Consider the following 24,173-nt stretch of genomic DNA (forward strand, 5'->3'; position numbering starts at 1 on the left):
TACCGGCCCGGCCCGCCCCGAATCCTCCACCTGCTGCCGCTGCGCGGCAGCCCCGCGCGCCGCAGGCGCGCGTTCGTGGTTCCAATCAGCTTTTCGACTGAGCCAGCTTCTACAGCGTCCCACGCATCAGTCCGTGTCCGAATGGCAGACCTGACCCTCGCGCCCGGAAGCCGTCCTTCCGCAATGCCTGGAAGCGCAAACAGTTCTGCATTATCCCCGCAGATAATTTCTTTGAACCTTGCTATGAGACTGGTAAGCCAGTTCGATGGCGCATCGAGCGCGCCGATGGCATGCCGGCCGCCATCGCCGGGATATGGGAATTCCGGGCGCAGGATTTGCTGCTGTCGTTCTCGATGCTGACGATAAACGCCGATGGCCACCCGCTCATGCAGCGTTTCCACAAGCCGGACGATGAAAAGCGGATGGTGATGATGCTCGACCCGGGCCAGTATCGCGGCTGGCTCGATGGTTCCCTTGTGACCGAGGGGGATTTGTTCCGGCAGTATCCAGCAGAACGCCTGATGGCTATAGCTGATCCGCTTCCGCTGCGTACGAAAAAATGAATACGGGTTTGGCGTTTGCGTGCAATACGCAAGCCTGCCAATCGGACAAAAGCTTAACAGCTTTGTGCGTCAACGCACGACGAAGTTCACGACACCAGTTCTATAAGAGAAGGGGCCGTGTCTAAATGTCAGCCCCCCCCGGTCCGCTAGGTTTTCCACCGCGCCGCTAGATCTTGCCCTATGCGTGGGATAAGAGCGGCGCGGTGAATAACCTCTTAGTACTTAATAGTTCTGTAAGCCTTAAGCAGCGCCTTGAACCAAATTTAGCGCATCACGATAAAGGAATGGAATCCAATAGATTGGCGTTTCCTTCGTTCCACGACGTTCAAAAAAGCCAGCTTCAACCAGTTTCTCCGCGATATTTGAAGAATCTTCCACCGGGCAGTTCCAAAGAGATGCTAATGATTCACGGCTTTGTTGGGTTTTTTCGCGCTCCAGTTTGTCTAGATAGGGCTTTAGCGAGGGATACTCAGCGCAAAGTGTCTGATCATAGCGTGCTTTGGATACCACAGGGAGTGCTGCCCTAATAGCCTGTTTTGAAAATAGTAAATCACCATCGGGAGAGGCATTGCCTAAATGGTATAACTTCAGCTGCTCCTCTTTTGCTGCGAGCAATAAATGAATTAGTTCGCGCGGCGCTGTACGTCCTGTGCCATCCGCTGTACGCGACAACATCCAATCTAATGATTTTGGCTGGCGTTGGCCGGCGTCAACCTGTGCTGGAAATATCCGATAGAAAAAAGATTCCTGCGATTTTGCCGTCGACAAAATTTCGGCTTTGGACAATCCCGCTCTGCTACATATTTCTGCATTGGAGGCGATGCGCCGAACAAGAAGATTCATTAAAGACTGCTGGTCCCAGGCGATCGTAGTGGTTCTGATAATGTGACTGGCTTCTCTGAAGCCGCCGTTGACGATCTTGCGCCAAATATCGTCCCTCAAGAAAATCTTGACCTTGATATGCGTCAACGACGACATATCGAGATACGTTCGGAATAAAGCCCGTAGGGCATTTCGCTCGAGAGTGTCGGAATCCGAAAAAGCCACATCTAAACGGTCAAGGGCGAGCCATACGGTAATCCTGAAATGAGAAAATGCATTGTTCAAATGATCGAATAGATCATCAAGCGATTGATAACCCAGGCTTCGTTGCTCTGCCGTAGGTTCCGAAAAAGTTATTTTTCCAGTAATTTTTAACCCTGTATTCGGATCGATCACTCCACCTTCGAAGGTGGGAACGTGCCTTCGAATGTACTCAAGGACAGACTTCAGGCGTGTTAATAGCGTAACATTTGGTGCGCAGAGTCCATTCAGTGAGAGCATATTAATCACGCTCTCCGCATCGGCATTGCGTTGGGAAGTAGCTGTTAAATGTGTCCGTATATAGTTCGCGGAAATGGAAAGAAAATATAGTTTCCACAGGCCACGGAAACTCTCTTCGGAGAGGCTAGGTGAAGTGGTGAGGTCTCTGAAAACTGGTGTTCCCCTCGGATTTTCAGCAGAGATGAAAAGAGTTCTCGCTCCAAGTCTCAACTTGTCTTTTTGAGCAACAAGCAACGAGTAAAGGGCACTTTTTCCAGCGCCTTTTGCACCGAAAATTATGTCAACCTCACCAGATAAAATTCGGCGCCATTGATCAGTCTCAACAAAATACGAGTGGAGTTCATCGACTTCGTCCTCCGCGATTCTACTTCCGAATTCCGCACTCTCTAGCAACGCTTTGTCTGCCATATCTCTCTCTTCATCATTATTATTCATAGTCGATCCCCATGGCGAAATTTTCTACTGCGTATTTGATTGCAACACACTTTAATTCACTAGACGCCCTAGAATCCGTAACAGGGGTTTCAAGCCGCCAGCAACATTGCGATGAATTTACATATCTCATCGGAGAAAGCTCCACTCATAGTTCGACGCAGACGTGCATAGTCTTCCTTCTGAAGCTTGGAAGATGCACTACAGAACTCTATCAGGTTTTGTGGAGGTAGTAGAGCGAAAATCTAAAGGACGCTGACGTTGGTGTAAGTGACCTGATCGCTGTAACTAACTGAAAAATCCCGATTCATCGTCGTCCACTAAATTAGTTCGTAGTCTTTCAGGAATTTTCGTATAGGAAGTTAAGCAGCGCAACTTTTGGCGTAGCTTTCAAAGACTGCCGGACTTCTTTGATAGGAGAGAAACGTGAGTGCATCATCAGCGTATCGGCACGGAGCCATGATGGAATTGCTGTGCGCCAGACTATGGCGTGACGGTTACGCAAAGAAAAAAAGGCTGTCATTTTGTTGTCATTCCTAGGCTAAAACAGCCCAAAAACAACCCAAATAATGACAGCCTTCTTCTTGCTAACTACTTGATTCTAAACAATTCAGTGGTGGAGACGGCGGGAATCGAACCCGCATCATGAATGTTGCGAACCTGATCGATCCACGGCATGTGTCGTTTATAGGGATATTGATTAAGGCTTGTCAAGACGTTGGCGTATCCACTGGGCAACTTGCTGCTCGGTCAAGTCTCCAGCAGCAACTGCAAGCATGAAGTTGATGGCGTCCATTTCAGTGAACGTGAACACGACACCATTGAGCGCCAGGAAAAGGCGCCCGATTACCCAAGCTGTACGCTTGTTGCCGTCACTGAATCCGTGACTGGTGGCGATGCCGTAGACGTAGGCCGCCGCCAGGTCGGCTACGTCCGGTGGTGGATTACCATAGGTGTCGGGGTCAGGTCTGCCATTCGGACACGATCTCGGCCTTGGCATCTAGACTCACAGCAAACTGAAATGGGTGTCGGGGTCAGGTCTGCCATTCGGACACGATCTCGGCCTTGGCATCTAGACTCACAGCAAACTGTAATGTACTAATTGTTAATGCGGCACGACTAACTATGAGGCGTATGCGTATTGACGTTGAGCTTACGCAGAGACTTCAGCTTGGAGATTCGGATAGATGGGCCTGTGTCGGAATGGTAGACCTGACCCTCAAACGCTCAAACGCAAACGTTGAGGATGATGCTAATCATTGGCTGTGGATCAGATCGTTCAATGCTATAGTCCATACCTAAAAAAATATTTATAAAATAGCCAATGTTGAAAAATTTTTTACGGTTGATGTCGAAGCTGTTTTTCGTCATATGTCTCTTGGTCGTTGCCCAAGTTAATCTCGGGCGGAATGTTGACAATATCGCTGAAAGGCTATTTGCCTCGACGTTCGCTCCTCTTTCGGATCAAAAGGCTTTGGAAATAGGCGAGGCGGCCCATGAAAGTATTGTAAGTGAACAAAATCGCAAAGAAAAAAGGCGGCGCCATTGTGTAAGAGGATTTGATGAAGACGACGTACTAACACAGTACATGTGTGGAAAAAAACAAGATGAATTAAAGGCAGCGATTACATCTGATTTGATTGCCGATGGCCATCGAATCCATCGAGAGGAGTTTTTTGTTTCGCAGATTAAGCCAAACGTCGGAACCGTAGAGACTATTATCAATTGGACTTTCGGTTTAGTTTATGCTTGCATCGGACTGTATGTGCTGAAATTTTTTCTGAAATGGCTCATTGTCGAGATACTTCCAGTTCTTCGTCGGGGCTCTAGAAGACTGAAAGAGATAGGGGCGGGGCTGCCAAGCATTAAGGCGCTGAGCGAAAATCGTAGATTGCGACGAGCTGAGAGTGACTTTCTGACATTGAAGAACCTTTACGAAAACGGGCTTATTACGGAGGAGATGTTTATGGCGCGAAAGAGCGCATTGAAGGCAGTGTTGGGAGAAAATAATAACCGCCAGATTGGGAAGTAGGTTTATTTAGTCTAAGGGCTGCCATGGCAGCTCCTTATTCTCTCAGACGATGTCTCCAACTTCCTCAATATGTTTCCACGCATGCAGGGGCGCCCGCTTCGCCAACTACTTGCTCTGGGACGGATGCTCCGGCGTCTAGAGCGTGCTATTGGCGACAGCAGTTGCAGTGTTTGCGGCTGGGCACTTCCTGATAGTTGAAATGCGTGAGCTGTGTGCTTAGCGCGGTCGCAATGGTTTCCGGATCAGCAGCCGCCAAAATTTTATGCCATATTTCTTTGGAGCGTACTTGGTCAGATATTCCCAGTATCTGCCTATGGATATGGTTCCGAATTTCGTTTTCCTGGCGTTCTACTTCTTCTAAATTTCTGGTGATCATGACACTCTCCAATATTGATGCTTTTGATGTATTAACAGGCCGAATTTTTGCAAAACTGTACGAAAATTTTCCGAAACCAATCTTCCTGGACGCGAGAAAATTTGTAGAAGGTGGCGAAGCTGCATGCTTCAATGCTGACAGCTTCACAGGTGCCGAAGTGACTCCTCCGGCAGAGGCATTTATCAATACCGCCACATGGTTGGTGCAAGAGGGATACATTTCCGTACGCCCCAATAGCAAGACAGCCACAGGCTTCTCGGATGCGGTACTTTCCGAAAAAGGTTTGACTGCCCTCAAAGCTGTCCCTGATAGTCTGGTGAGCCGCGTTACCTTGGGCGAGAGATTGGTGCAATCGGTGAAGGCCGGAACTATGGAGACACTCAAGGGTGTAACAAATGAAGTATTGAGCGTCCTGATAAAGTCTGTGACCCTCCCGTAGTTCGTCACGCCTGCGCTTTGGAAGCCGTTTCCGCCGGCCTCCATGGCTCCTCGCTGTTCTCCCGAATGATTTCGCGCACCTCCTTGATGTGCTCCCAAGCCAGTTTTGCCGCTCGCTTGGCGCCGCTCTTGCTTTTGTAAAGATGCTCCAGCGTCTTGAGCGTACCCGTGGCGCCAGCCTGCTCCTGCCCCGATTTTTTCTTCTTCGCCGCCACGTCCTTCCACTTCGCCACCACGCCCGTGATGCCTTCGTCCGGGTCTTTCTCTTCCTCGCGCTCGGCCTCGACCGCTTCCGTTTTTGTCTCAAACTCCACGCGCGTGGTAAAGCCATTGCCGCCCAGGCTGTGCGTGACCTTGACCGATAACCATTCGGTGGCGTCGATCTCGGGCTTGAAGCCTTGCACGATGACGGGTGATTGTGGGAACACGGCCGGGTTGCCCAGGGCCAGGCTCATTTCAAAGGTGGCCAGGCCGCGCAGGATGCGCTGCCATTCGGCCACGGCCGCCGCTCGCGCGTCCGTTTCGTTGGCGAAGGTGGTGCGCAGGCGCTTGCTGTTGCCCGGCACGCCGGCCACGACGCTGCGGCGGCGCGCGTAGCGCTCGTCGTGCCAGAAGGCGCGCACGCCCGTGTAGGCGTCGCTTTCCGCGCTGTGGTAGCGGTGGCCGTCGCCCAGGGCGCGCGTGATGGGGATGACGGGCAGCGCCTTGCCGCTGGCGGTGCGGCTCTGATTGATCGGGATGAATAGCAGGGTGTCGTTCTTGACGGTGGTCACCGCGTCGTATTTCCTGCCCAGCCGGCGCAGGAAGGCCGCATCGCTTTCGTGGGTCTGGTCGATGTGCTCGATGGTGGTATCGCGCAGGCGTGCTGACACGCCCGACGCCAGCTCGTTGCGAAAGGCGATGGCCTCGATGATGGCGCCCAAGGTGGTCTTGTGAAAGCTGTGTTCCTGCTGCTGTTTGAAGGTGTCGATCAGGTTGGCCGACCTGGCGCGCAGGGTGATGGTGTCGGGCGCGCCGCTGTGCTCCACCTCGTCGACGGTGAACTTGCCCATATCCACCAGGCCGGTGGCTTGCCAGCCCAGCGCCAGGGCGATCTGCGCGCCGCGCGGCGGCAGGGCCAGCTTGCCGTCGCTGTCATCAAGGGAAAGGTCGAGCTGGTCGCTCTCGTCGCCACGGCACAGGGTCAAGGTCAGATTGATCAGCCGCGGTGACACGATGGCCGTCAAATCCTTGTCCTCGATGCTGACCTTGAAGGCGGGGATATGCTCGCTCATTTGAACTTGTCCGCCGCGCTGCCGATGGCGCCGCTGATGCTGCTGCCGATCTTGTCTTTCATCTCGCTGACCACGCCGCCGTATTTCGAGGTGATGCCGCCGACGACGTTGCCCACCACGCTGCCCACGGCATTCTTGGCCGCGCCGGCAATGCTGCTGGTCATGCCGTCGATGCTGAGCATGTTTTTCAGGTCGCCGATGTCGCCCAGGCCGACCATGGCCAGGACACCGTCGTCGTCGCGCTTGAGCGCAATCGAGAACTCGACGCGGCGCGCGCCGCCGCTGCCGTCGAGGATGGTGCGGCCTTCCGTCATACTGGTGATGCGGTAGGAGCCGAGAATACGGCCCGTGCCCTGAATCAGAATCCACGATTTACCGATGTCGGCCATCATGCGCAGCGCATCGAGCGAGTACAGGGACCCGGTTAGTTCCGGCGCCACCCAGCCCGACAGGGTGATGGTGTCGTCGCCGGGCCCCACGTATTGATGCGCGTCGCGCAGGCCCACGCGCGCTGTGCTGGCGTGCTTCCATTCCGTTTGCCGCTGCAGCTCGTGATAGGCCAAGGTCGGCAGGCTGAACACGAACATTCCTAAAATCATCATCATGGTGTGCTTCTTTCGTTAATCGTGGTCGCGCAGGGACGAGCGGATGCGTGCCGCCTTTTCGCGGTCGCGCTGATCGAGCGCCGCGCTCACGGCGCGCGCAATGGCCTGGGGATCGGTGCCGGCCTGCACGTTGAAAGTGATTTCGATCTTGTCGCCTTGAATGATCATGCCGGCGCCGAACCCGCCTTGTGCCAGCGGCGCGCGCGTGTCGAAGGCGCTGGCGGGCAGGGCGGTGGCCGTGCCGATGGCGATGCCGGCGCCCAATTGCGTCAGGCGCTGCGCCAGGCCCGATACCTTGGCAATCGGCGCTCCCTCGCTACGGTCCAGGCCCACGGCCAGGCCCTGCATGGTGTAGTCGCCGAGCAGGGCAAACACGCGGCTTGGGCTGTGGATGCCCAGCTTTTCCTTGAACCAGGCAATGGTGCTGGAACCGGCATTGCTGATGGCGTCCTTGACGGCGCCCATGGAACCGGTGATGCCGTTGACCAGGCCGCGCAGGATGTTGGCGCCAAAGTCGGTGAACTTGGCCGGCAGCTCGATGCCGAACCAGCCCAGCACGCCCGCGAACGCCTGGTAAAACACGCCCAGCGGCGACCAGTTGAGGATGAGGTTGTGCACGCCAACCAAGCCACCAGCAAAGGCGACTTTGACCTGCGACCAGATATCCACGAAAAACGCCTTAATCGGTTCCCAGTTTTTATAGATCAGGTAGGCGGCGCCGGCGATGGCCGTCACGGCCAGGCCAATCGGGTTGAGCATGAAGGCACGGCCCAGCCACAGCACGGCGCGGCCCGCCCACATGAAGGCGCCACCCAGGCCGCGCAAGATGGGCGTGAGCACACCGCCCGTCACGCCCATCTTGGCGAACATGACGTGCAGCATGGCATACGGGCCGATCATGGCGGCGATGCCCAGCATCAGCGGGCCCAGCACCAGCAGCAGGCCCGCCAGCACGGCAAAGGCGGTAATCATGATCTTGGCCACGGTCGGGTTGCGCTCCATGAAGCCATTCAGGCGCTGCACGGCGCTGATGGCCATTTCCAGCCCCTGCGCATACAGCGGCAGGATTTTCTCGCCCATGGTCAGTTTCAAGTTGGCCAGCTTGGACTGCGCCTCCAGTTCCTTGCCGGCGGCCGAGTCGCGCCCCAGCTTTTCCAGTTTGCCGATATCGGCGGCGCCACGGTTGAGCTTTTCGTTCTTGTGGATTTGCACGCGCTGCAAATACATCTGCGAGTACAGGTTCGACGCCGTGCGGTTGGAAAAGATGCTGCCGATGGCGTCGAGCACCTGTTTCTTTTCCGTGATGCCTTTCTTGGCCAGTTGCGGCAATAGCACCTTTTCCAGCCATTCGAACTGGTTTTCGCGGAACAGCTCGGCGCCCAGCAGCGCTCCCGGGTCGAGGAACGAGACTTGCCCCGCCTTGTCGTGCTTGACCTTGCTCTTGTCGCCGATCAGGCCGAACTCTTCCAGCTTCCGGGCTGAACGCTTGGTGGTGCGGCCCTGGTACAAGTTCTGGTAGGCACTCATCAGGGACGTGCCGACGCGGTTGCCGCTCATTTCCTGCACCAGCGGTTCCATTTGGTAATAGAACGCATCATCTTTCAGGCCTTTGGCCGCGATGCCGCCCGTCTTGATCATGTTCAGCCATTCATTCGGCCCCACGCGCCCGCCCGTGGCGGTGATGACCTGCTGCACGATATTGGCCTGGGCCTCAAACTTTTCCTTGCTCTCCAGGCCGCCGCGCAGCTCGATGACCTTGAGCATGTCCATGAACTTGCGTTCGTTGTCGGCGCCCTCGGCCTCGCCAAAGAAGGCGTGATTGGCAAACTTCATCTTGGCCAGGGTAGGGGCGACCATTTCCGCGTGGTGCACGTCGGCAAAGGCGCTCATGCCGTCGCGCATCAACTGCAGGTTGTCGAGCTGGCTGGTGCCGTAGGTCTTCATATTGCGCGCGAAAGCGACGGCCTCGGCTGATACCTTGTCGCCCAGGCCCAGGGCGTTGACCCTGCCGACTTCCGTTTGATAGTGCTTGGCCTCGTTCAGTCCCTTGACGACGGGCGCGCCAAGCACGGCGCCCGTGGCGGTGGCGCCCGCGCCGGCCATGGCCAGGTTGCCGGCCTTGTTGCGCAGCTTGTCGGCGTGCTGGGTGGCATTGGTGACGCGCTGCTGCTTGGCGGCTGCGTTGGCCAGCTTCTGCTGCTGCAGCGTCATGGTTTTGTTGGTGGCCTCGATCTCGCGGCGCAAGGTGCGCTCGTGGTTGGCCAGGTCTTTGGTGCCGATGCCGGCGCCGGCCAGGCGCTCGCGCATGACCTGCAGTTGCTGGGCCTGCTCTTGACCGGCCGTCTTCAAGGCGCCGGCCGCTTTGACGGCGGCGTTAAACTCGCGCGTCATGGCGCGCGTAGGCGCCTCCGCCTGTTTCATCTTGACGGCCAGGCTGGCGACCTTTTGCTGGGCCGCTTCCAGCTTGGTGCGGGTGGCGTCCAGGCCGCCGTGTAGCTCGCGGAACTTGCTGATGTTTTTCTGCTGGGCGTTCAGCTCGCGCAAGCGGTCGCTGGTGGCCTTCAATGCCTTCGCCGTCTCGCTGGAGCCGCCCATGATTTTTTTCAGCGGGCCGGTGATTTTGTCCAGCGCTGCAAACACTACCTGTAACTTCAAATCCCGACCAGCCATCTATTCCGCTCCGCTTCGTTGCCGGGCGCGCTCGCGCCAGGCCATCAGTTCATCAATCGTAAAGCCGTCCATCGCTGCCGGCGTCCAGTGGAAGACGCCGGCAATGTCGGCCATGGCGTCCTCTACTTCGCCGGGGATACCGAAAGGCGATCGGCTTTGCTCGCCAAAAAACCGGCAACCTCGGCGCCCACGGCCAGCAGGTCGGCCGGGTCCATGTTGGCAATATCGTGCGCGGTCAAGGTTGGCTCGGTGATGCGCGGCAGCACGATCTGCAGGGCCGACACGTTCAGGTTGGCCAGTTCGATCAGGGAAATGCCGCGCAGGGCGCCCGCCTTGGGCTTGCGCACGGTCAGCGAGGTGATGAAGCTGTCGCCTCGCTTGATCGGCTCGTCCAGTTCGATGACGGCTTGGTTTTGGGTATCGTTGTGCATGCTGTGTTCCTTGTTGTGGTGTGTTTAGAAAAGGGGATTACAGGCCGATGGCCTTGCGGATGGCGGCATTCGTGTCGCCGCCGCCGAAGTTCTCGGTGCCGCTCATGAAGTCCAGTTCGATGACGGTGGCGCCGTCGATCAGCAGCTTGTAATAGCTGCAAGCCATCGTGTATTTGTGGGTGGTGTCGTCGCCCATCTTGGCGCCGCCCATGTCGATTTCCTTGTAACGGCCGCGCACGACGACCTCGACGGCGGCGACCGTGCCGTCATCGTCTTCCTGGTAGGCGCCGGCAAAGCGCAGTTGCACGGCGCCGTGCGTGTGTGCGCCGTACTGTTTCAGTGCTTCGGCGATCAGGCCGCCGCCACTCCATTCCAGCGACAGCGCCTCGTTACCGAAGTCCACGGACACGGGGCCGCTCATGCCGCCGGCGCGGTACTCTTCCATCTTGCGGCTAAGTTTCGGCAAGGTGACTTCGGGCACCATGCCCAGGAAAGACACGCCGTTCTGGAACAGGTTGAAGTTTTTCAGTTTGCGGGGCAGGCCCATAATTTCTCCAGTATTTCAATGCGCCCGCGCTGGCGCGGGCAGGGGGGGATGGGTATTAAGCCGCGATGCGCGAGGCGAAGTCGGCCAGGTAGCGGTCGGTGATGCGCTGCTGGAAGCGCAGGTTTTCCAGCGGCGGCACGGGCGTGTAGTCGTAGTCGATGGCCAGCTTGCCCGCCTTGAGCGTGTCCTTGTCGTTGAATTGCTCGTCATACCAGGCGTGGCCGTCGATGATGTAGCCCTGCAATTTCAGGTCGCGGAACTTGGCGTTGATGCTTTCCAGCAGGTCGCGCACCAGGGACGGATGCAAGGGCAGGTCGACAAAGGCGAAATGCGCTTCGGCGATGGTGTCGGCCAGCACCTGGGCCGTGCGCGTGTAGCTTTCAAAATAGAAGAAGCCGCCCGGCGCCTCGCAGGTGCGCGAACCCCAGAAACGATAGCCGCCCATGTTAATCAGGGTGGTCACTTCCTTGGCGTTGAGCACGCCGGCATCGGTGGCCGGGTCTTGCAGGTCGAAAAACACATCCTTGCTGATGCCGGTGGGGCCGTTGATGACCACGTTGGATAGCGTCTTGTGCCAGCCCGTTTCCTCGTCGATCTTGGCGCGCAAGCCCATGGCGTAAGCGACGGCGGAAATGCTGGCCTCTTCATCGGTGGCGGTATCCCAGTTCACGAAGTCGGGCCAGATCATCATGATTTCACGCTGGCCGAACTGGCCACGATAGGCGGTGGCCGCCGTGACGGTGGCGCAGCCATAGGCGGACGCATACAAGAAGGCGCGCAGGCGCTGCGCCACGCTGGCCAGGGCATTGGTGACGGCCTGGGTATCCAGGCCCGGCGCGCCCAGGATGCGCGGTTTCACGCCCAGCTTGCTTTGCGCGGCCAGCAGCGCCTGGGCACCCAGGTACTTGCCGTCCGGCGACACGCCGCCCACGGCGTTGCTGGTGGTTTCCGCTTCTGTCTCGCCCTGGGCCACGCGCACGACGACGCACAAGGGCTTGGTCTGTGCGGCAATCGCCTGCAGGCTGCGATACAAGGTGCCGGTCTTGCCGGCCTTGCCCATGGCGGCCAGCACGTTGGTGACGAGCACGGGCGTGTCGAGCGGGAAGGACACGGGGTCGGCATCGTCGGCCGTGGCGATCAGGCCCAGCACGGCCGTGGAGACGGTGCGGATGGGGCGCGAACCCTCGTTGATTTCAATGACGCGCACGCCATGGTGGTAGTCGGTGGCCATGTGGACTCCTATTGTTTAATTGAAATGATGTGGACTGCGTGAAGTTGTTTTTTCCAAGCCTGGGCGCAAAAATTGGCTACCATGCGTCGCACGCAAGATGAATCGCTGTCCCGTCGATTTTTGTGGTCGCCGTGATGGTCAAGCCGTTGATGGCGACTGAAAATTCGGTATCCGGGGAAAGCTGCAGCGGAAAGCCCGGCTCCAGCGTGATGGCGCCCTTGTGCGCGATAAATTCGATCCGGTAGCGCTGGGCGGTCGTGACGCCTGGCTGGAACGCGGCAAGCGTAAAACTGCCGCTCATGCCCTCCGGCAAGGTGTAGGCGGCCGCTGTCGATCCTTTCGGCAGATTGTAGAATCGCAGACGGTCGCGTACTTCGGCGCGCCCGGTGTAATCGGTGGCCCGGAAGGCGGGCATGCCCACGGCCGAACCGATAATGCAGGCGGGCGACACAAGATTGCCGTTGGCAGGATCAATGCGCCACGCCTCGACAGGCGACTTCACGCCGTAGCCGTCCAGCGCACCCGTATTCGCCTTGACCGATACCGGCGGCGTGGTCGTGTCGCCGTGCTGCGGGTAAATGTCCCAGGTGGCGCCGGGCAGACCCGGCCCGAATTGCACCCCGACCCCTTGCGGCAGGTTCACGCCGAAATTGCCATTGAGCATAGGCGCACGGCCGGCTTGCGCACCTTGCTGGCCGAGCTGCGCGCAGGCGTCGGCATTGCCCCGGTGATATGCGCCACGGATACCAGTCAAATTGGGGTGATTGACTTGGCCGGGATTAAAATTGGCTTTCTCCACGGCCGTCATGCTGCCCAGTTCAAGGAGCTGCCGGGCGTATTGTTCAAACTGGTATTGCTGCGCGTCGATGACGGGCACGCCAAATGTGGCGGCGATGCACTTGATCGCCATATTGCCGAAGTAATAGCGTTTGCTGACGGTAATCGGGCGGCCGTTTTTCAGCACGTCCACTTGCATCAGGCCCTCGTCGGCGGGGGGCTGCAGTGCGGCGGCGCTCACTGGCGCGGGGATGGCCGTCGGGTAGACCTGCGCCGTGTCGCCCGGCAGCGACTGCAGGCCGGGATTGCTGACGACGGCCGGATGCATGGACGTCGTTGCCACGATGTCGGAGCCGATTTTTTTCAGGTCGTACAGCACGCGGGCAAAGGTTCGCTGAAAGCCTTGGAAACCCTGGCCGCCGTTGTATTGAGCGGTGGCGAAGTCGTTCATCCCTGGGATCAGATACGTGATGTGTGGAGAGACGCCAGCGGCGAGCATGCCAGCGATGGCCGCCTCCCAGCTGGAGACAGTAGAGCCGTCGAGCGAATAGTTTCGGATCTCGAATTGGATCAGGCCGGCCGGGTCGATTTCAGCACGCAGGCGGGCAAAGAAGTCGTGTCCGGGCGCCTGCTCGATGCTGGGCAAAGTCGGGGCATTGCCCAGCGACGACGCAAAAATGCAGGCGACGATGGGTTTTTGTGCTGGGTCGCCGTAGCGATAGCGGCGGATCGCGTCAAACAAGCGCGGGAAGGAACTGGCATCGATGCGTCCAAAGCGTGACGGCATGCGTGCCATGGCGTCGCTCAGGCGCAGCGCGTCGCCGGTTGAGCGTTCCGTCACGCCCACCATGGTGTCGCCGCCTGTTGCGGCAAGGGCGTCGAATTTCTGCGCTACGGCGTCGGCGGCGAACTGGCGCGTGGCCATGACGATGCCCGGATCAATCGACAGTTGCACCGTTTCGGCGCTCGATACGATCAACACCATGCGGATCACTTGCGTGCGCGCAGAGCCTTCGGGCATTTGCGGCTTGTAGCTGGGCGGACAATTGGCGACGGCCACCAGATCGCCGTCGGCGTCGAGCAGGCCGATTTCGCGTATCCACCAGCCGCCAATCTTTTCCGCGATGACGCATTCGGCGATGACCTGGCTAGTGTTGATCGGGTCCAGGCTCAACTGGTTGAGCTGGGCGCGCCACACTTCGCGCACCAGTTTGGTTTGCCTGGCATCCGGGCGCGTCGCGGCGCCGCCGCCATCGCCGACGACCATGTGCGTAAATTTCAACGGTGCGCCGCCGGCCTTGGCGCCGGCGTCCTTGGCCTCGCCGATGGCGGTCAGGATGGCAAAATACTCTTGTGACATGGCTTCCTCAGGATGAAATAGGGTGAATCGTCGTGGTGTCGATGCTGTGGCTCGTGCCGGTCACGGCACAGCGCACGGCAACGCGCACGCCTGGCGCGGCGCGCGCATACACGGTCAGTTCGTCGCCCAGGTGGACCATGCTGCCGACCTGCGCGCCGCCGCTGGCTTGCACCTCGGGCCGGGTGCGGGCGTAGACCGTCAGCTCGTCACCTTGCTGGATTGCGGCGCCGATGCGCACCGCGCCGCGCACGCCCACATGGATGGCCAGGTCGGCCATGTGACGCGTCACCGGCTTGGCCTCGTCCACCAGACGCTCGATTTCCTGATACATGCCGGTGGTGGCGCCGGAATCGGGCACGTCGAAGTCGAGGTGAAAGGTGCCGCGCGGGCCGGGTGGCGTGCTTTGCCACCACTCGCGCACGCGGATGCCGGCGCTGATGGGGGCCAGCGCGTGGCGCAGGGCGCTGATGGTGCCTTTGCGCTTGTGCACGGCAAACGCCGACTGGATCATGGCGCGCTTGGTGCTGACGGGCCACGTGGGTTCCCAATGGTCCACCGAAAAGGAGGCGGCCAGGAAGGGCAGGGCCGATACCGGGCAGGTGGCAGGATTGGCCAGGTCGCGCAGCGGCACGGGCACGCGCTCGATCTGGGCACCGGCACGGGCGAGGTTGCGCTCCAGCCTGGTGGCATTGGGTGGCAGCAGATCAGCCACGGGCGCCCCCGTTGGCAATGTCGATGCCGTCGCAATATGCCGCCTGCACGTCGGCCACGGCAATATCGTCGGCCGGTTCATGCAGCACCACTTTCTTGACGCCTTCGGCGTGCAGGGCGGCGATGATGGCGGAACGGTTCACGTCGCGGCCCAGGCGGCGGCGCTCGTCGGCATATGCGGCGGCGCGCTCGCCGGCCGCCTGCAGGATCGGTTCGGCCTCGGGGTGCGCGTCGAGGTAGAGCGTGGCGCGGATCGCAAAATGCACGATATCGGCGGATTGCACGCTCAGGCGGTCGCCCAGGGGGCGCACGTCTTCGTCGCTCAGGGCGGCATGCACCACGGCCAGCAGCTCGCCGCTGGCAACTCCGTCATCGACATTGGACAGCACCGTTACGACGACTTCGCAGGGTTCCGGGGAAATGGCGCTGATGTCGGCCACGCGCGCGTCGGCGTCACGCGCATGCTTGACGTAGGCATTGCGCGGCCCGGCCACCGACAAGCCCTCAAAGGCCAGCTGGATGCGCTCGCGCAGCAGGGCGTCCGTTTCCACGGTGGTGACGGTGGTGTCCGCGTCGAGCTGCTGCACCTTGACCAGGCGCGTCAGATTGACGTTGGCGGCCAACTGGTCCAGATCGGTGCCGCTGGCAAAGGCCAGCATCAGGGCGCGCGCGCCATCGTTGACGCGCTGGCGCCAAATGAGTTCTCGGTAGGCGTTCTCCTGCAGGAGCTTGGCCATCGGCTCCGACTCGATTTCCAGCGCGCGCGCAATGGCGTCCTGCTGGTTTGCCGGAAAATGGCTGATCAAGGCCGCCTTGCGCTCGGCATAGATGGCCTCAAAGCTCAGCACCTCCACGATGCTGGGTGCAGGTAACAGGGACAAGTCGATGGTGCTCATCGCGTGCGCTCCTGGCCGATGCCGACCGCGAGCTGGACAGATTGGCCTTCGGCCACACCGTCCAGTATCAGGGATGCCGCACCCGCCTCGCCCGGCTCAAACTGCAGGCCGGTCAGGTTGATCCGTGGTTCCCACAAGCGGATGGCGTAGGCGGTGGCGGCGTAGATGCGCAGCACCGTGGCGCTATTCAGGGGCTGGTCGATCAGTTCGGGCACTTCCGAGCCATAGCGGCGGCGCATCAGGCGTGAGCCGATGGGCGTGGTCAGGATATCGCCGACGGACTGGCGGATATGCGCCAGCCCGGACAGCGGGCGGCCAGTGGCGGCGTGCATGCCCAGCATCACAGCGGCCCACCCGACTTGTCGCCGCCTGCCCTGACGCCGCCGTGCGGATGCTTGGCCAGGCTGATGGCGCCGGCCAGCACGTCCTCGCTGGCCTTGATTGTCCCTTGCACGGCCATGGCCACGCCGCCAGCGGCGCCGGCCTTGGCGTTCACGCCGCCATTCAGGGCGGTGGCGCCGTTGACGGTCGCCGCTTGCTCGACAAGCAGATTGCCCATGACGGTCAGGTCGCCCGTGCAAATGGTGCTGGGCGCGTTCGACGTGACCTTGTCGGCGGTGATGGTGGCCGTGCCGCCGGGGAGCGTCGCCGTCAGGGCATGGGCCGCGTGGTCGTACTGCACCACGGCGCCGTCCGGGTAGTGCGTGGTGTGGATGGTGTCGCTCGATTCGGGCGCGTCAAATTCTTGCGAGTACAGCGCCGGTACGATGATGCCGCGCGTCAGGTCGCCGCCGGGGGAAAAGACGATCACCTGTTCGCCCAGGGTAGGCGCCGACCAGGTGCGGGTGTTGCCGGCGCGCGGCGTGGCCCATTTCAGCCATTCGGTGGTGAGTGTCGGCCCGAGCCGCACGCGCGCCTTGGCCCCTTTGACCTCGGCGATGGTGCCCAGGCGGATCAGGTTTTGCAGCAAACGGAGGAGGTCGGACAGGTCGGCGTTCATGCAATGCATGTTGCCGAACTCCGCGTGCGGATGCACGCGGAGGCGGGTTGATAATGCACTTAACGACCATAGGCTATTAAACTATACCGTAGTCCTAGATAGCAGAACCTCATATATTCAAAGAATTTGAAGCTCAGTTGGAATAGTTGCTAGTAATAATAATTAGAAATTCCACCTGGGAAATGCTTCCGGATCGCATCGGTAGACTAAATATTTTTAGTAAGGCGAAATTGATTAAAAAATATCATACATCAAATTTTCTCTTGAAATAACGGTTTTGGAACGAAATCATCAGAAATTGGTCTCTTTCTATAAAATTCTCTAACTTCCTCTTCCGAATATTGCGAGAAGCGAGCGGATGCTAATGCTGGGAGTTCCTGCAAAGCATCGAGTGATCTATTATTTGGTAATACGCCAAACAATTCCAAATACTTTAAATTTGAAATGCATTTCAAAGGATCAAGCGAATCTACTAAAGTGCACTTACGTGCAGCATCCCAACTAGGTGAGGTGCTTAAAGATAATGCCTCCAAGTTTTTTAATTTTTCAAGGCCAGCCAAACTGGTGATCTTTGGCATATCTAAAATTTGCAAATAGCGCAATTTAGAGAGTTTTCCTAAGAACTCAAAAGAATCATCTGGAAATGTTGCTATTATGAGCTCTTCCAAGTTCGGGAAAGTAGCTAACGGCTCAAGGCTTCGATAGCTGCAGTGCCAAACCATCGCACTTGTAATTAATATTTTGTTGTCAACCTCAGGGAATGTCTTAGATTTATCTCTCATTAACTCAAGATGATTATTTTTTTTATTAAACATTGTCTGATACCTCACTTGTGTGAAAATTTTGAATTTGCCCATTGCACTGCTTCTTTATACCAATTTCGAAGCGGTGATATGGAATATATTTTATTTTGAAATTGTGGATTATTTTCGATTATTACTTGCTCTATTGCGCGCGCTTGGTCCCGTGTAACAGGAGTATTGGTAACTTTAGCATATGCATTAAAGCGAGCGCCATGTTCACAAGTGCGCATGGCTAAGTTGTTAGTAATACCCACATACGCTGGTTCACCAGCACGGTAACCAAGATAGACATTGTGAACGGCTTCCCCTGCTTTGCGTCCTACGAATGCCCCGTTCGATAATGGCGTTGGGACGCCAGTAGCAATTTCCGCACCGACAATAGCTACGGTGCCGATAGCGGCTGAATTTTCCACGAGGAAAATGTATCCTGCTATACATAATGGGCATAGCCCTGAAGAATCTGTAAAACTAAGAGGATTGCCACTAACATAGCTATATGTATTCGCCCCCCCCGCCAACCCAATCGGATCACTCTGCAAGTACCGCCCCAGCGACGCATCGTAGTAACGGTTCCAGTTGTACCACAAGTCCGACTCGGTATCGTAATACTGGCCTGGGAAACCGATATGCATGCCGCCGATATTGTCCATCACGACCTTGCGGTCAAACGCCGAGTTGGCGGCGCGCCAGACGACTCCACCGCTTGTACTACTCATGACTTCTGGACGGCCTAAATGGTCGTTATGGCTGAAGTAGAGCTGGTTGGCACGGGCCATACCGATTAGCTCGCCATTGAACCAGAAGTAATGGCTGGTTTGCGTACCGATTTCTGCCAAGAGTTCTCCGCTTGGACCATAAATAGCTCGCGTGACTCCACCAGAATTTTCTTTTTGTACACGCTGGTTCAGCGCATTGGTACGATAGTCGGCAATATAAGTGCCATTCACCAGAATCCCACGCATACGGTTGAAACCATCATAGGTGTAGGCACGTGTACCATCATGGCGCGATTCGCTCGCTAGCGTACCAACGGGGTTGTAGCTGAAGTTGCGGAACTCACCATTGCCGCTCCATGAGGCGAGTCGGTTGCTAATGGGGTCGAGCACAAAATTATAATTTATTCCCTTCCGTGTTTGGGAGGTGCGATTTCCGGCTTGATCCCAGGAAAACTTTTGATAATCAGATGGACGTGTTACCAAGCTTACGCGATCGCCAGCATCATAGTCGATACCTTGTGTCATATTCGGGTCGATCGAATCAAACATCGCAATGATCTGGTTCGTGTTGTTATGGCGATATTCGATATTCTCCACTTTGCCGGAAATTGCTGAAATGCGACCATCCGTGTCGAAATCAATTTTACGCGGCAAGTTATTGCCATAGCGCCAAGCGTAAGGCTTGGCACTAACCGGCTGATAGAGTACTGAGTCAAGAAGTTTCGTCCATACTCCGGTAGCATTCGTTAAGACTTCGCTCACACGGCCGTACGCATCATAAGTAAAGAAAGTACGTGTTCCCGTTGGGTAATGCATTCCCTCGAGGCGACCAGCCGCATCATAGTCCCACACCGTCGTGTACAGACTGCCATATATGTTGTTGGCTTGTACAGTCAGTTGCCCATATGCGTTATATGCGTATCCGGTGTATCCCGTCAGATCGGTGAAGCCAGTCAGATGCCCCTTGCCAAATGTACCTTCATCATAGGTAAAGCTTTCGGTTTCACCGCTATTGTTGCGCGAAGCCAGTCGCCCTAGGCTATCCCACGTGTATGCGGTAACTCTGCCATCGGAACGGGTTTCGCTTTCCAGGCGACCAGCAGTGTCATAGCTATACGTACTGGTGCCAGTGTCAGGACTGACAATACTGCTCACCTGTCCAAAACCGTTGTATGTATAACGTGTTTGCAAGGGACGCGGATCAGTCACCGATGCCAGATTGCCCTGCGCATCATAGGTCATGGTCGTTGTACCGCCGTCAGCAGCTCTGCTGCTCACAAGACGGTTCGCCGCGTCATATTGATAAGTTGTAGCGCGGCCTTGCGCATCCGTGCTGCTCGTCAAATTACCATTGTTGTCATAGCGCTTTTCGACACGCTGCCCGTTATTGCCCAGTTGAGTATAGGGACGGCCCAAAGAATCAAGGACGGTGGTGGCGCTAAATTCCGTCGTGCCAACGGCAACCGGAACAGTACCATTGAGCTGTGCATATTGGCGGGGGGAACTGCTGCGCACGCTGTTGCCGGGCACATCGACAGCCAGGTTTACGAACTCATTGAGCGCGTTCCCTACCTGTTCCAGCCGGCCCGCCGCATTGTATTGATAGCGCAGCACGCTGCCGTCCGGATTGCTGATCGTGCTGATCTGGCGATCATGGTTATAGGTATAGGTAGTGGTGCGTCCATTCGTGCTTTGTGACAACATATTACCGCGTGGGTCATAGGTGTAACTGGTCGTGACACCATTGAGGTTGACATAGGTCGTTGGTAAGCCGAGTCCATTGTAATTGCCCCATGTTTCCACTTGTCCCAAGGGATTCGTACGTGAAATCAGGTTTCCAGACAAGTCGTATGTGGAAGTATATGTTGCGTCGCCAGATGGCAACGATTCGCTGACTGTGCGACTGGCGATTGCTTCGTTGCCATGGAAGCTATAAGCATATTGCATTACACGTTGGCTTCCGCTGAGGACATCCGAGTACGTGGTACTCTCAAGCTTGCCGGTCGCCAGTCCTGAATTTACATAGCTGTATTGAATGCGCGCATAGACTTGGCTGTTTGAATCGAGAAATTCGGTTTGGTTGATATTGTCGCCACCCCAGCTATTGCGAGTAGTCGATGCAGCGGGGGTGCCCGTAGCAGTAGTCTCTTGCAACAGTTTTCCATCAACGCTGTAGCTATAGGATGTCACTACGCCATTCCAGTCCGTCGTGGTACTTAAATATCCGTTGGCGTCATAGCTGCTGGCGGCAGCCGCGGCGCTGCAGGTAGTGCTTCTTGCCCGGGAAATGCTGGTATTTTTGAGTTCACCGTTTATGTTGGAAAAACCATGGCGTGTCACGTCTCCCTTGGCAGTCGTGACCGTGGTTCCCGATGCGTCGTAAACGAAGGTATCGACTTCCTCACCGCCGGCCAAACCGCTTTGCTGCACCCGTTTGTCCGGATAGTAGCTATAGGTGCTATACCGTTTCCCATTGATCGAAATACCGGTGAGCAAGGCTGGATCGGCATTCTCATAATGGTACTGTCGAATGTCTGGTGAGTTGCCCGGCGATGTCACTTTTGCCAGGAGGCCCGAAGCACTATATTCGTAGCCCCATAGACTGCCTGCGGAGTCGCGCACGGTGGCAACCAGGCCATTGCTCCCATAGGTAAATTGAATGTTTTGACCTATGTGATTGGAGATCTTGCTGACGCGATTAACGCCGTTGTACTCATAAAAAATACCTACGCCAGCCAAATTGACAATGCTAAGAATGCGCCCGCCCGTATCATAGGAGTAAATAAGTTTTCCTTTGAACAGAGTCCAGCCATCGGAGGTATATTGCAATTCCCCGACCGTATCGCTACCACCTGGCGTATAGATATAGCTACCTTCCTCGCCGACATCACGTTTGTAGCGATGCGTAAACTGTTTTCCACTTGCATCAATGACCATCGCGGACTCTGGAATGCACATGGAACCCATTCTGATGCAGCCTGCAGTGCTGGCGATAATCCGCGGAACATCATATTTGGATAGCCAATTTTTCCCGAAAAATGTACCGGTTGCCTGGCGGCTGCGATAGGTCCGTTCCAGTCCAAGCCCGTACTCTCCTTGGGAAAAAAAATCTGTTTCTGTCTTGTGCTTTTCACCGGTAGCGATAACCACTGGATTGCCCGTCGATTGTGGCGCACCGGACAGGCAGTCCTTATCTATATTCGAATTATTCTCATATGTAGGTGCGGCTTTCGGCGAACCACCTTGGCCTCCGTCTCCGGGCTTGGCACCACCAAAACCATAATTGATTGGGCTAGGAGTATAGTCAGTTTTGCAATATTCCGTACCATCCTCTTTATAGGCCCATTTTTTTCCAGGACCACACTCGTGTATATTTACGGTGCTGTCGGCGTTGGCAGGTGAAGGTGATATCGAGAGGAAACTGGCTATGAAAATGAGGAGGATATTTGCCGAATAAAATTTCACTATTTCTCCTGAGAAATTTGCATAAAATATACCAAAAAAAATAATATTAGCATTTTAAATTGTTTCTTGGTAGTAATTTCTCTAATGTCGGTTTGCACCTATTCATCGCTTTTTTCACCCCGATCTGATGTGATGTAATAGTGATTCGAGTACTAAAGTCCGATCCTGATCATTCAAACCCAGCAGGGGCCGCTCCAGGTACTTGTGGGTGGGCCCTTTTTTGGTAACGCGGTCTTGCTGGCCAAACTGATGCACCCGCGCCACGCGCGCCACCCATCCAAAAAAGCCGACCTCGATCTGGTCGTCGGTCGCCTTTACTTTCAGGTGTTTGGTGGTGCGTATCTTGGCGAACATCGCTGCCTTCTGCCGCTTGATCCGTCCATTCTTGCCCTTGAATTCCTTGCGCCGCTTGCGCGCCGGATAGGCCGCGCCATCCGGTCCCTGCTGGGCCTTGATACGCTGCGCTTGGCTGCGGCGCAGGTCGATGGCCACCTTGTGATTGATGGCGCGGCGCTGGGCCGGCTGCAGTTTGGCCAGCAGGGCGCCGGCCCAGGCTTCCAGCGCATGCAGGTCGTCGCTCATGGCGTGGCCTCGGGCGTGCGCCATTCCGCCAGCAGGGTGTCGCCGTCATACAGTTTCCAGAACTCGTCCGCGTAGGCGGGCATGTGCTGTATCTCAGCCAGGTGCTTAATGTCCAGGCGGCCCGCCTCCCCGGCCTTGACGGCCACGCGCTCGGTCAAGTCCAGCTTGATGGAAATGTCGACCGTTTCGTGGTTATTAAAATCCACCTCGAAGGCGATGCCGTGCTTGCGGGCTTCCTCGTTGGCCATCAGGTCGAGCTGGTGGACTTTCAGCCAGGCGATCAGGGCCACCATGATGGCGTCCGCGTCGCCCGCGTAGTCGGTGACGATCAGGTTGAGCTTGAAGCGGTATTCGAAGGAGAGGGTGGCTGTGGCCGACGCCACCACGTTGCCCTCGTCGGCGAAGACCAGCAGGCGGTCGGGATCGCGCTGTAGGTCGGGGATGGCGGCGGCCAGGTGCTGGCGCAGGCTATTCGGTTTGTACATGGTAGGTGTCTCGCACTAGGTTGTAGGCGTCAATGCAGGCGTTCAGCTGGCGGGTGGCGTCGTCGCCGTCGCCGGCAATGGCGTCAAGAGCTGCCGCAGTCGCCGGGTCAAGTTCGGCGCGCGCTTGGTGCCGATTGCCTGCGGCAGCGGAGGTATCTGCAGTTGCGGCGCACTGGCCGCCGGCAACGGGGATTGACAGGCGCACAGCGCCGCTGCGCACGTCAGCATTGAAACGGTCGCGTTCAGTTTTCGCATGGGTTTGCTCCTGGGTGAGGTGGTCGGCGCGCTGCGCCAGGGCGGCGCCAGCGGCGCGCTCCAGCGTCAGCACGCGGGCGGTGGCCTGCGCCAGTGCGGTGGCGGTGGTGGTCGTTTGGATAGCGGCCGCCCGCTGCAGTGCGGCGATGCTGGCGTCCTTGCGCCAGCCCTGCGTCATCCAGCCCGCGATGGCGCCGCACAGCAGGACAGCGGCCAGCGGGCGCCAGGTGCTCGCGGTCACATGGCCACCCGTTCCTTGATCCAGCCGTACAGAAAACGGCGCTGGCTCTTGTTGGCCTCGGTGATTTCCAGGTAACGCGCCGCCTGCAGGCCGTTCAAGGCGCGCAGCAACACGGTGGCGCCGTCCTGGCCGCGCCATGTCAGGAAAGCGGCCAGCGCGCCCAGCGACTGCACGCCCAGGCGGCCGTCGACAAACAGGGCGGGGTAGCGGGCGCCCGTGTCATTAAAGCCGTTCAGCCAGCGCTGCAGGAACTCGGCCGCGCGGTGTGGCCCCATGTTCACGCCCGTGTCGATCACTTCGGCGCCGATGCCGGCATGGATGGCCAGCACCTGGTCGAACTTCGGTTCCGTGATGTAGCGCGCCGTGTAGATGGCGCGTGCCAAGGCCTCGGGCAGGTCGCGCATCGGCCCCGTGTAGCCGTTGGCGCGCGCCACGGCCACGGTGATGCCGAAGTTGGTTTCGCCGCCTTTGTCGGCCGGGTCGTTCACGTAGCCGCCTTCGGCACGCAGGATGGCGTCGATGGTGCGCACGATCAGGGGATTTTCCATGGTGGCCATCAGTGTTCCTTCGCGTCTTTGACCAGCTCGGCGATGTCCTTGTCGCTACGGCGCTGGAACCACAGGGCCACGGCGCGCGATAGCCACCAGCCGGGGGCGCCGACAATCAAGTCGATGGCGCTGGCGTTGACCATGGCGCCGATGGCGGGGAGCTGGGCGCACAGCAGCTGGTACACGGTGCCGCCCAGCAGGCACGAGAACACGCCGGCACAGGCCAGGCGGGCGACGAATTCGCCCTTGTTGAAGGTGCCGTCGGCATTTAACGGCGGTAGCACGATGTACAGCATGGCGGCGCCGACCATGCCCAGCGCCGCCTTGAAGCCGTACAGTTTGACCAGGGTGGCGAAACCACCAAACGATTCTGCGGACATTGCTTGATTCTCCGGGTTGAGGGGTGATAGAT

The 24,173-nt window shown here is 57.6% G+C and carries 25 protein-coding genes; 3 read left to right on the forward strand and 22 right to left on the reverse strand.

Annotation, left to right across the window (positions count from 1 at the left end):
- Window positions 1-125: 125 nt before the first annotated feature.
- The gene (locus J0O65_RS11880) at window positions 126-563 is read left to right on the forward strand and encodes an SOS response-associated peptidase family protein (protein ID WP_215407051.1); all 438 of its coding nucleotides are present in this window, start codon (window positions 126-128) and stop codon (window positions 561-563) included.
- A 240-nt stretch (window positions 564-803) separates the two neighbouring features.
- Here the strand turns inward: J0O65_RS11880 and J0O65_RS11885 are convergent, their stop codons facing one another.
- Window positions 804-2,321, reverse strand: coding sequence for a P-loop ATPase, Sll1717 family (locus J0O65_RS11885; protein WP_215406994.1), 1,518 nt, complete (start codon window positions 2,319-2,321; stop codon window positions 804-806).
- 697 nt (window positions 2,322-3,018) lie between these two features.
- Window positions 3,019-3,318 carry a type II toxin-antitoxin system death-on-curing family toxin gene (locus J0O65_RS11890; RefSeq protein ID WP_215406996.1) on the reverse strand — a complete coding sequence of 100 codons (300 nt, stop codon included), beginning with the start codon at window positions 3,316-3,318 and terminating at the stop codon, window positions 3,019-3,021.
- A gap of 324 nt (window positions 3,319-3,642) precedes the next feature.
- Between J0O65_RS11890 and J0O65_RS11895 the strand changes: the two genes are divergently transcribed.
- Window positions 3,643-4,350 (forward strand): hypothetical protein, encoded by a 708-nt coding sequence (locus J0O65_RS11895; protein WP_215406998.1) that lies wholly within the window; start codon window positions 3,643-3,645, stop codon window positions 4,348-4,350.
- 145 nt (window positions 4,351-4,495) lie between these two features.
- On the opposite strand, the gene J0O65_RS11900 is transcribed toward J0O65_RS11895, so the two are convergent.
- Complete coding sequence (locus tag J0O65_RS11900) at window positions 4,496-4,726, reverse strand: hypothetical protein (RefSeq protein ID WP_215407000.1); 231 nt, start codon at window positions 4,724-4,726, stop codon at window positions 4,496-4,498.
- Here J0O65_RS11900 and J0O65_RS11905 point away from each other — a divergent pair.
- Entirely contained in the window at window positions 4,725-5,165 is a 441-nt protein-coding gene (locus tag J0O65_RS11905) for a hypothetical protein (protein WP_215407002.1), read from the forward strand. The genes J0O65_RS11900 and J0O65_RS11905 overlap by 2 nt on opposite strands.
- A 4-nt stretch (window positions 5,166-5,169) precedes the next feature.
- Here J0O65_RS11905 and J0O65_RS11910 read toward each other — a convergent pair whose 3' ends face one another.
- The 19 genes from J0O65_RS11910 to J0O65_RS12000 form a co-directional block, all read right to left on the reverse strand.
- A complete protein-coding gene (locus tag J0O65_RS11910) occupies window positions 5,170-6,438 on the reverse strand; it encodes a phage late control D family protein (RefSeq protein WP_215407004.1) in 1,269 nt (422 codons plus the stop codon).
- Entirely contained in the window at window positions 6,435-7,043 is a 609-nt protein-coding gene (locus J0O65_RS11915) for a phage tail protein (RefSeq protein ID WP_215407006.1), read from the reverse strand. The genes J0O65_RS11910 and J0O65_RS11915 overlap by 4 nt, the downstream gene beginning before the upstream one ends.
- Window positions 7,044-7,058: 15 nt before the next feature.
- On the reverse strand, window positions 7,059-9,638 hold the full coding sequence (locus tag J0O65_RS11920; protein ID WP_251373693.1) for a phage tail tape measure protein: 2,580 nt from the start codon (window positions 9,636-9,638) through the stop codon (window positions 7,059-7,061).
- 75 nt (window positions 9,639-9,713) lie between these two features.
- Window positions 9,714-9,827: a GpE family phage tail protein gene (locus J0O65_RS11925; RefSeq protein WP_071650284.1), complete on the reverse strand. Its 114-nt coding sequence runs from the start codon at window positions 9,825-9,827 to the stop codon at window positions 9,714-9,716.
- Window positions 9,828-9,835: 8 nt separating this feature from the next.
- Window positions 9,836-10,144 (reverse strand): phage tail assembly protein, encoded by a 309-nt coding sequence (locus tag J0O65_RS11930; protein WP_099400933.1) that lies wholly within the window; start codon window positions 10,142-10,144, stop codon window positions 9,836-9,838.
- 37 nt (window positions 10,145-10,181) lie between these two features.
- Window positions 10,182-10,691, reverse strand: a complete 510-nt coding sequence (locus J0O65_RS11935; protein WP_215407010.1) for a phage major tail tube protein — start codon at window positions 10,689-10,691, stop codon at window positions 10,182-10,184.
- A gap of 55 nt (window positions 10,692-10,746) precedes the next feature.
- On the reverse strand, window positions 10,747-11,922 hold the full coding sequence (locus J0O65_RS11940; protein ID WP_215407012.1) for a phage tail sheath protein: 1,176 nt from the start codon (window positions 11,920-11,922) through the stop codon (window positions 10,747-10,749).
- Window positions 11,923-11,998: 76 nt separating this feature from the next.
- Window positions 11,999-14,059, reverse strand: coding sequence for a phage tail protein (locus tag J0O65_RS11945; RefSeq protein ID WP_215407014.1), 2,061 nt, complete (start codon window positions 14,057-14,059; stop codon window positions 11,999-12,001).
- Between the two features lie 7 nt (window positions 14,060-14,066).
- Window positions 14,067-14,771 carry a phage tail protein I gene (locus J0O65_RS11950; RefSeq protein WP_353056184.1) on the reverse strand — a complete coding sequence of 235 codons (705 nt, stop codon included), beginning with the start codon at window positions 14,769-14,771 and terminating at the stop codon, window positions 14,067-14,069.
- Window positions 14,764-15,666 carry a baseplate J/gp47 family protein gene (locus J0O65_RS11955; RefSeq protein WP_215407018.1) on the reverse strand — a complete coding sequence of 301 codons (903 nt, stop codon included), beginning with the start codon at window positions 15,664-15,666 and terminating at the stop codon, window positions 14,764-14,766. Before J0O65_RS11955 ends, J0O65_RS11950 begins: the two co-directional genes overlap by 8 nt.
- The gene (locus J0O65_RS11960) at window positions 15,663-16,007 is read right to left on the reverse strand and encodes a GPW/gp25 family protein (RefSeq protein ID WP_215407020.1); all 345 of its coding nucleotides are present in this window, start codon (window positions 16,005-16,007) and stop codon (window positions 15,663-15,665) included. Before J0O65_RS11960 ends, J0O65_RS11955 begins: the two co-directional genes overlap by 4 nt.
- A complete protein-coding gene (locus tag J0O65_RS11965) occupies window positions 16,007-16,675 on the reverse strand; it encodes a phage baseplate assembly protein V (protein WP_251373695.1) in 669 nt (222 codons plus the stop codon). The genes J0O65_RS11960 and J0O65_RS11965 overlap by 1 nt, the downstream gene beginning before the upstream one ends.
- Before the next feature lie 242 nt (window positions 16,676-16,917).
- Complete coding sequence (locus tag J0O65_RS11970) at window positions 16,918-17,523, reverse strand: leucine-rich repeat domain-containing protein (protein WP_215407022.1); 606 nt, start codon at window positions 17,521-17,523, stop codon at window positions 16,918-16,920.
- A complete protein-coding gene (locus J0O65_RS11975; protein ID WP_215407024.1) occupies window positions 17,493-21,650 on the reverse strand; it encodes an RHS repeat-associated core domain-containing protein in 4,158 nt (1,385 codons plus the stop codon). Before J0O65_RS11975 ends, J0O65_RS11970 begins: the two co-directional genes overlap by 31 nt.
- A 114-nt stretch (window positions 21,651-21,764) precedes the next feature.
- Complete coding sequence (locus J0O65_RS11980) at window positions 21,765-22,232, reverse strand: phage virion morphogenesis protein (RefSeq protein ID WP_215407026.1); 468 nt, start codon at window positions 22,230-22,232, stop codon at window positions 21,765-21,767.
- Window positions 22,229-22,717 (reverse strand): phage tail protein, encoded by a 489-nt coding sequence (locus J0O65_RS11985; RefSeq protein ID WP_215407028.1) that lies wholly within the window; start codon window positions 22,715-22,717, stop codon window positions 22,229-22,231. Before J0O65_RS11985 ends, J0O65_RS11980 begins: the two co-directional genes overlap by 4 nt.
- Window positions 22,701-23,213: a lysis system i-spanin subunit Rz gene (locus J0O65_RS11990; RefSeq protein WP_353056185.1), complete on the reverse strand. Its 513-nt coding sequence runs from the start codon at window positions 23,211-23,213 to the stop codon at window positions 22,701-22,703. The genes J0O65_RS11985 and J0O65_RS11990 overlap by 17 nt, the downstream gene beginning before the upstream one ends.
- Window positions 23,210-23,770 (reverse strand): glycoside hydrolase family 108 protein, encoded by a 561-nt coding sequence (locus J0O65_RS11995; RefSeq protein ID WP_251373696.1) that lies wholly within the window; start codon window positions 23,768-23,770, stop codon window positions 23,210-23,212. Before J0O65_RS11995 ends, J0O65_RS11990 begins: the two co-directional genes overlap by 4 nt.
- Complete coding sequence (locus tag J0O65_RS12000) at window positions 23,770-24,141, reverse strand: hypothetical protein (RefSeq protein WP_215407030.1); 372 nt, start codon at window positions 24,139-24,141, stop codon at window positions 23,770-23,772. The genes J0O65_RS11995 and J0O65_RS12000 overlap by 1 nt, the downstream gene beginning before the upstream one ends.
- Between the last annotated feature and the right edge of the window lie 32 nt (window positions 24,142-24,173).

The sequence above is a fragment of the Janthinobacterium sp. JC611 genome (assembly GCF_018682595.1).
Lineage (GTDB): Bacteria > Pseudomonadota > Gammaproteobacteria > Burkholderiales > Burkholderiaceae_D > Janthinobacterium.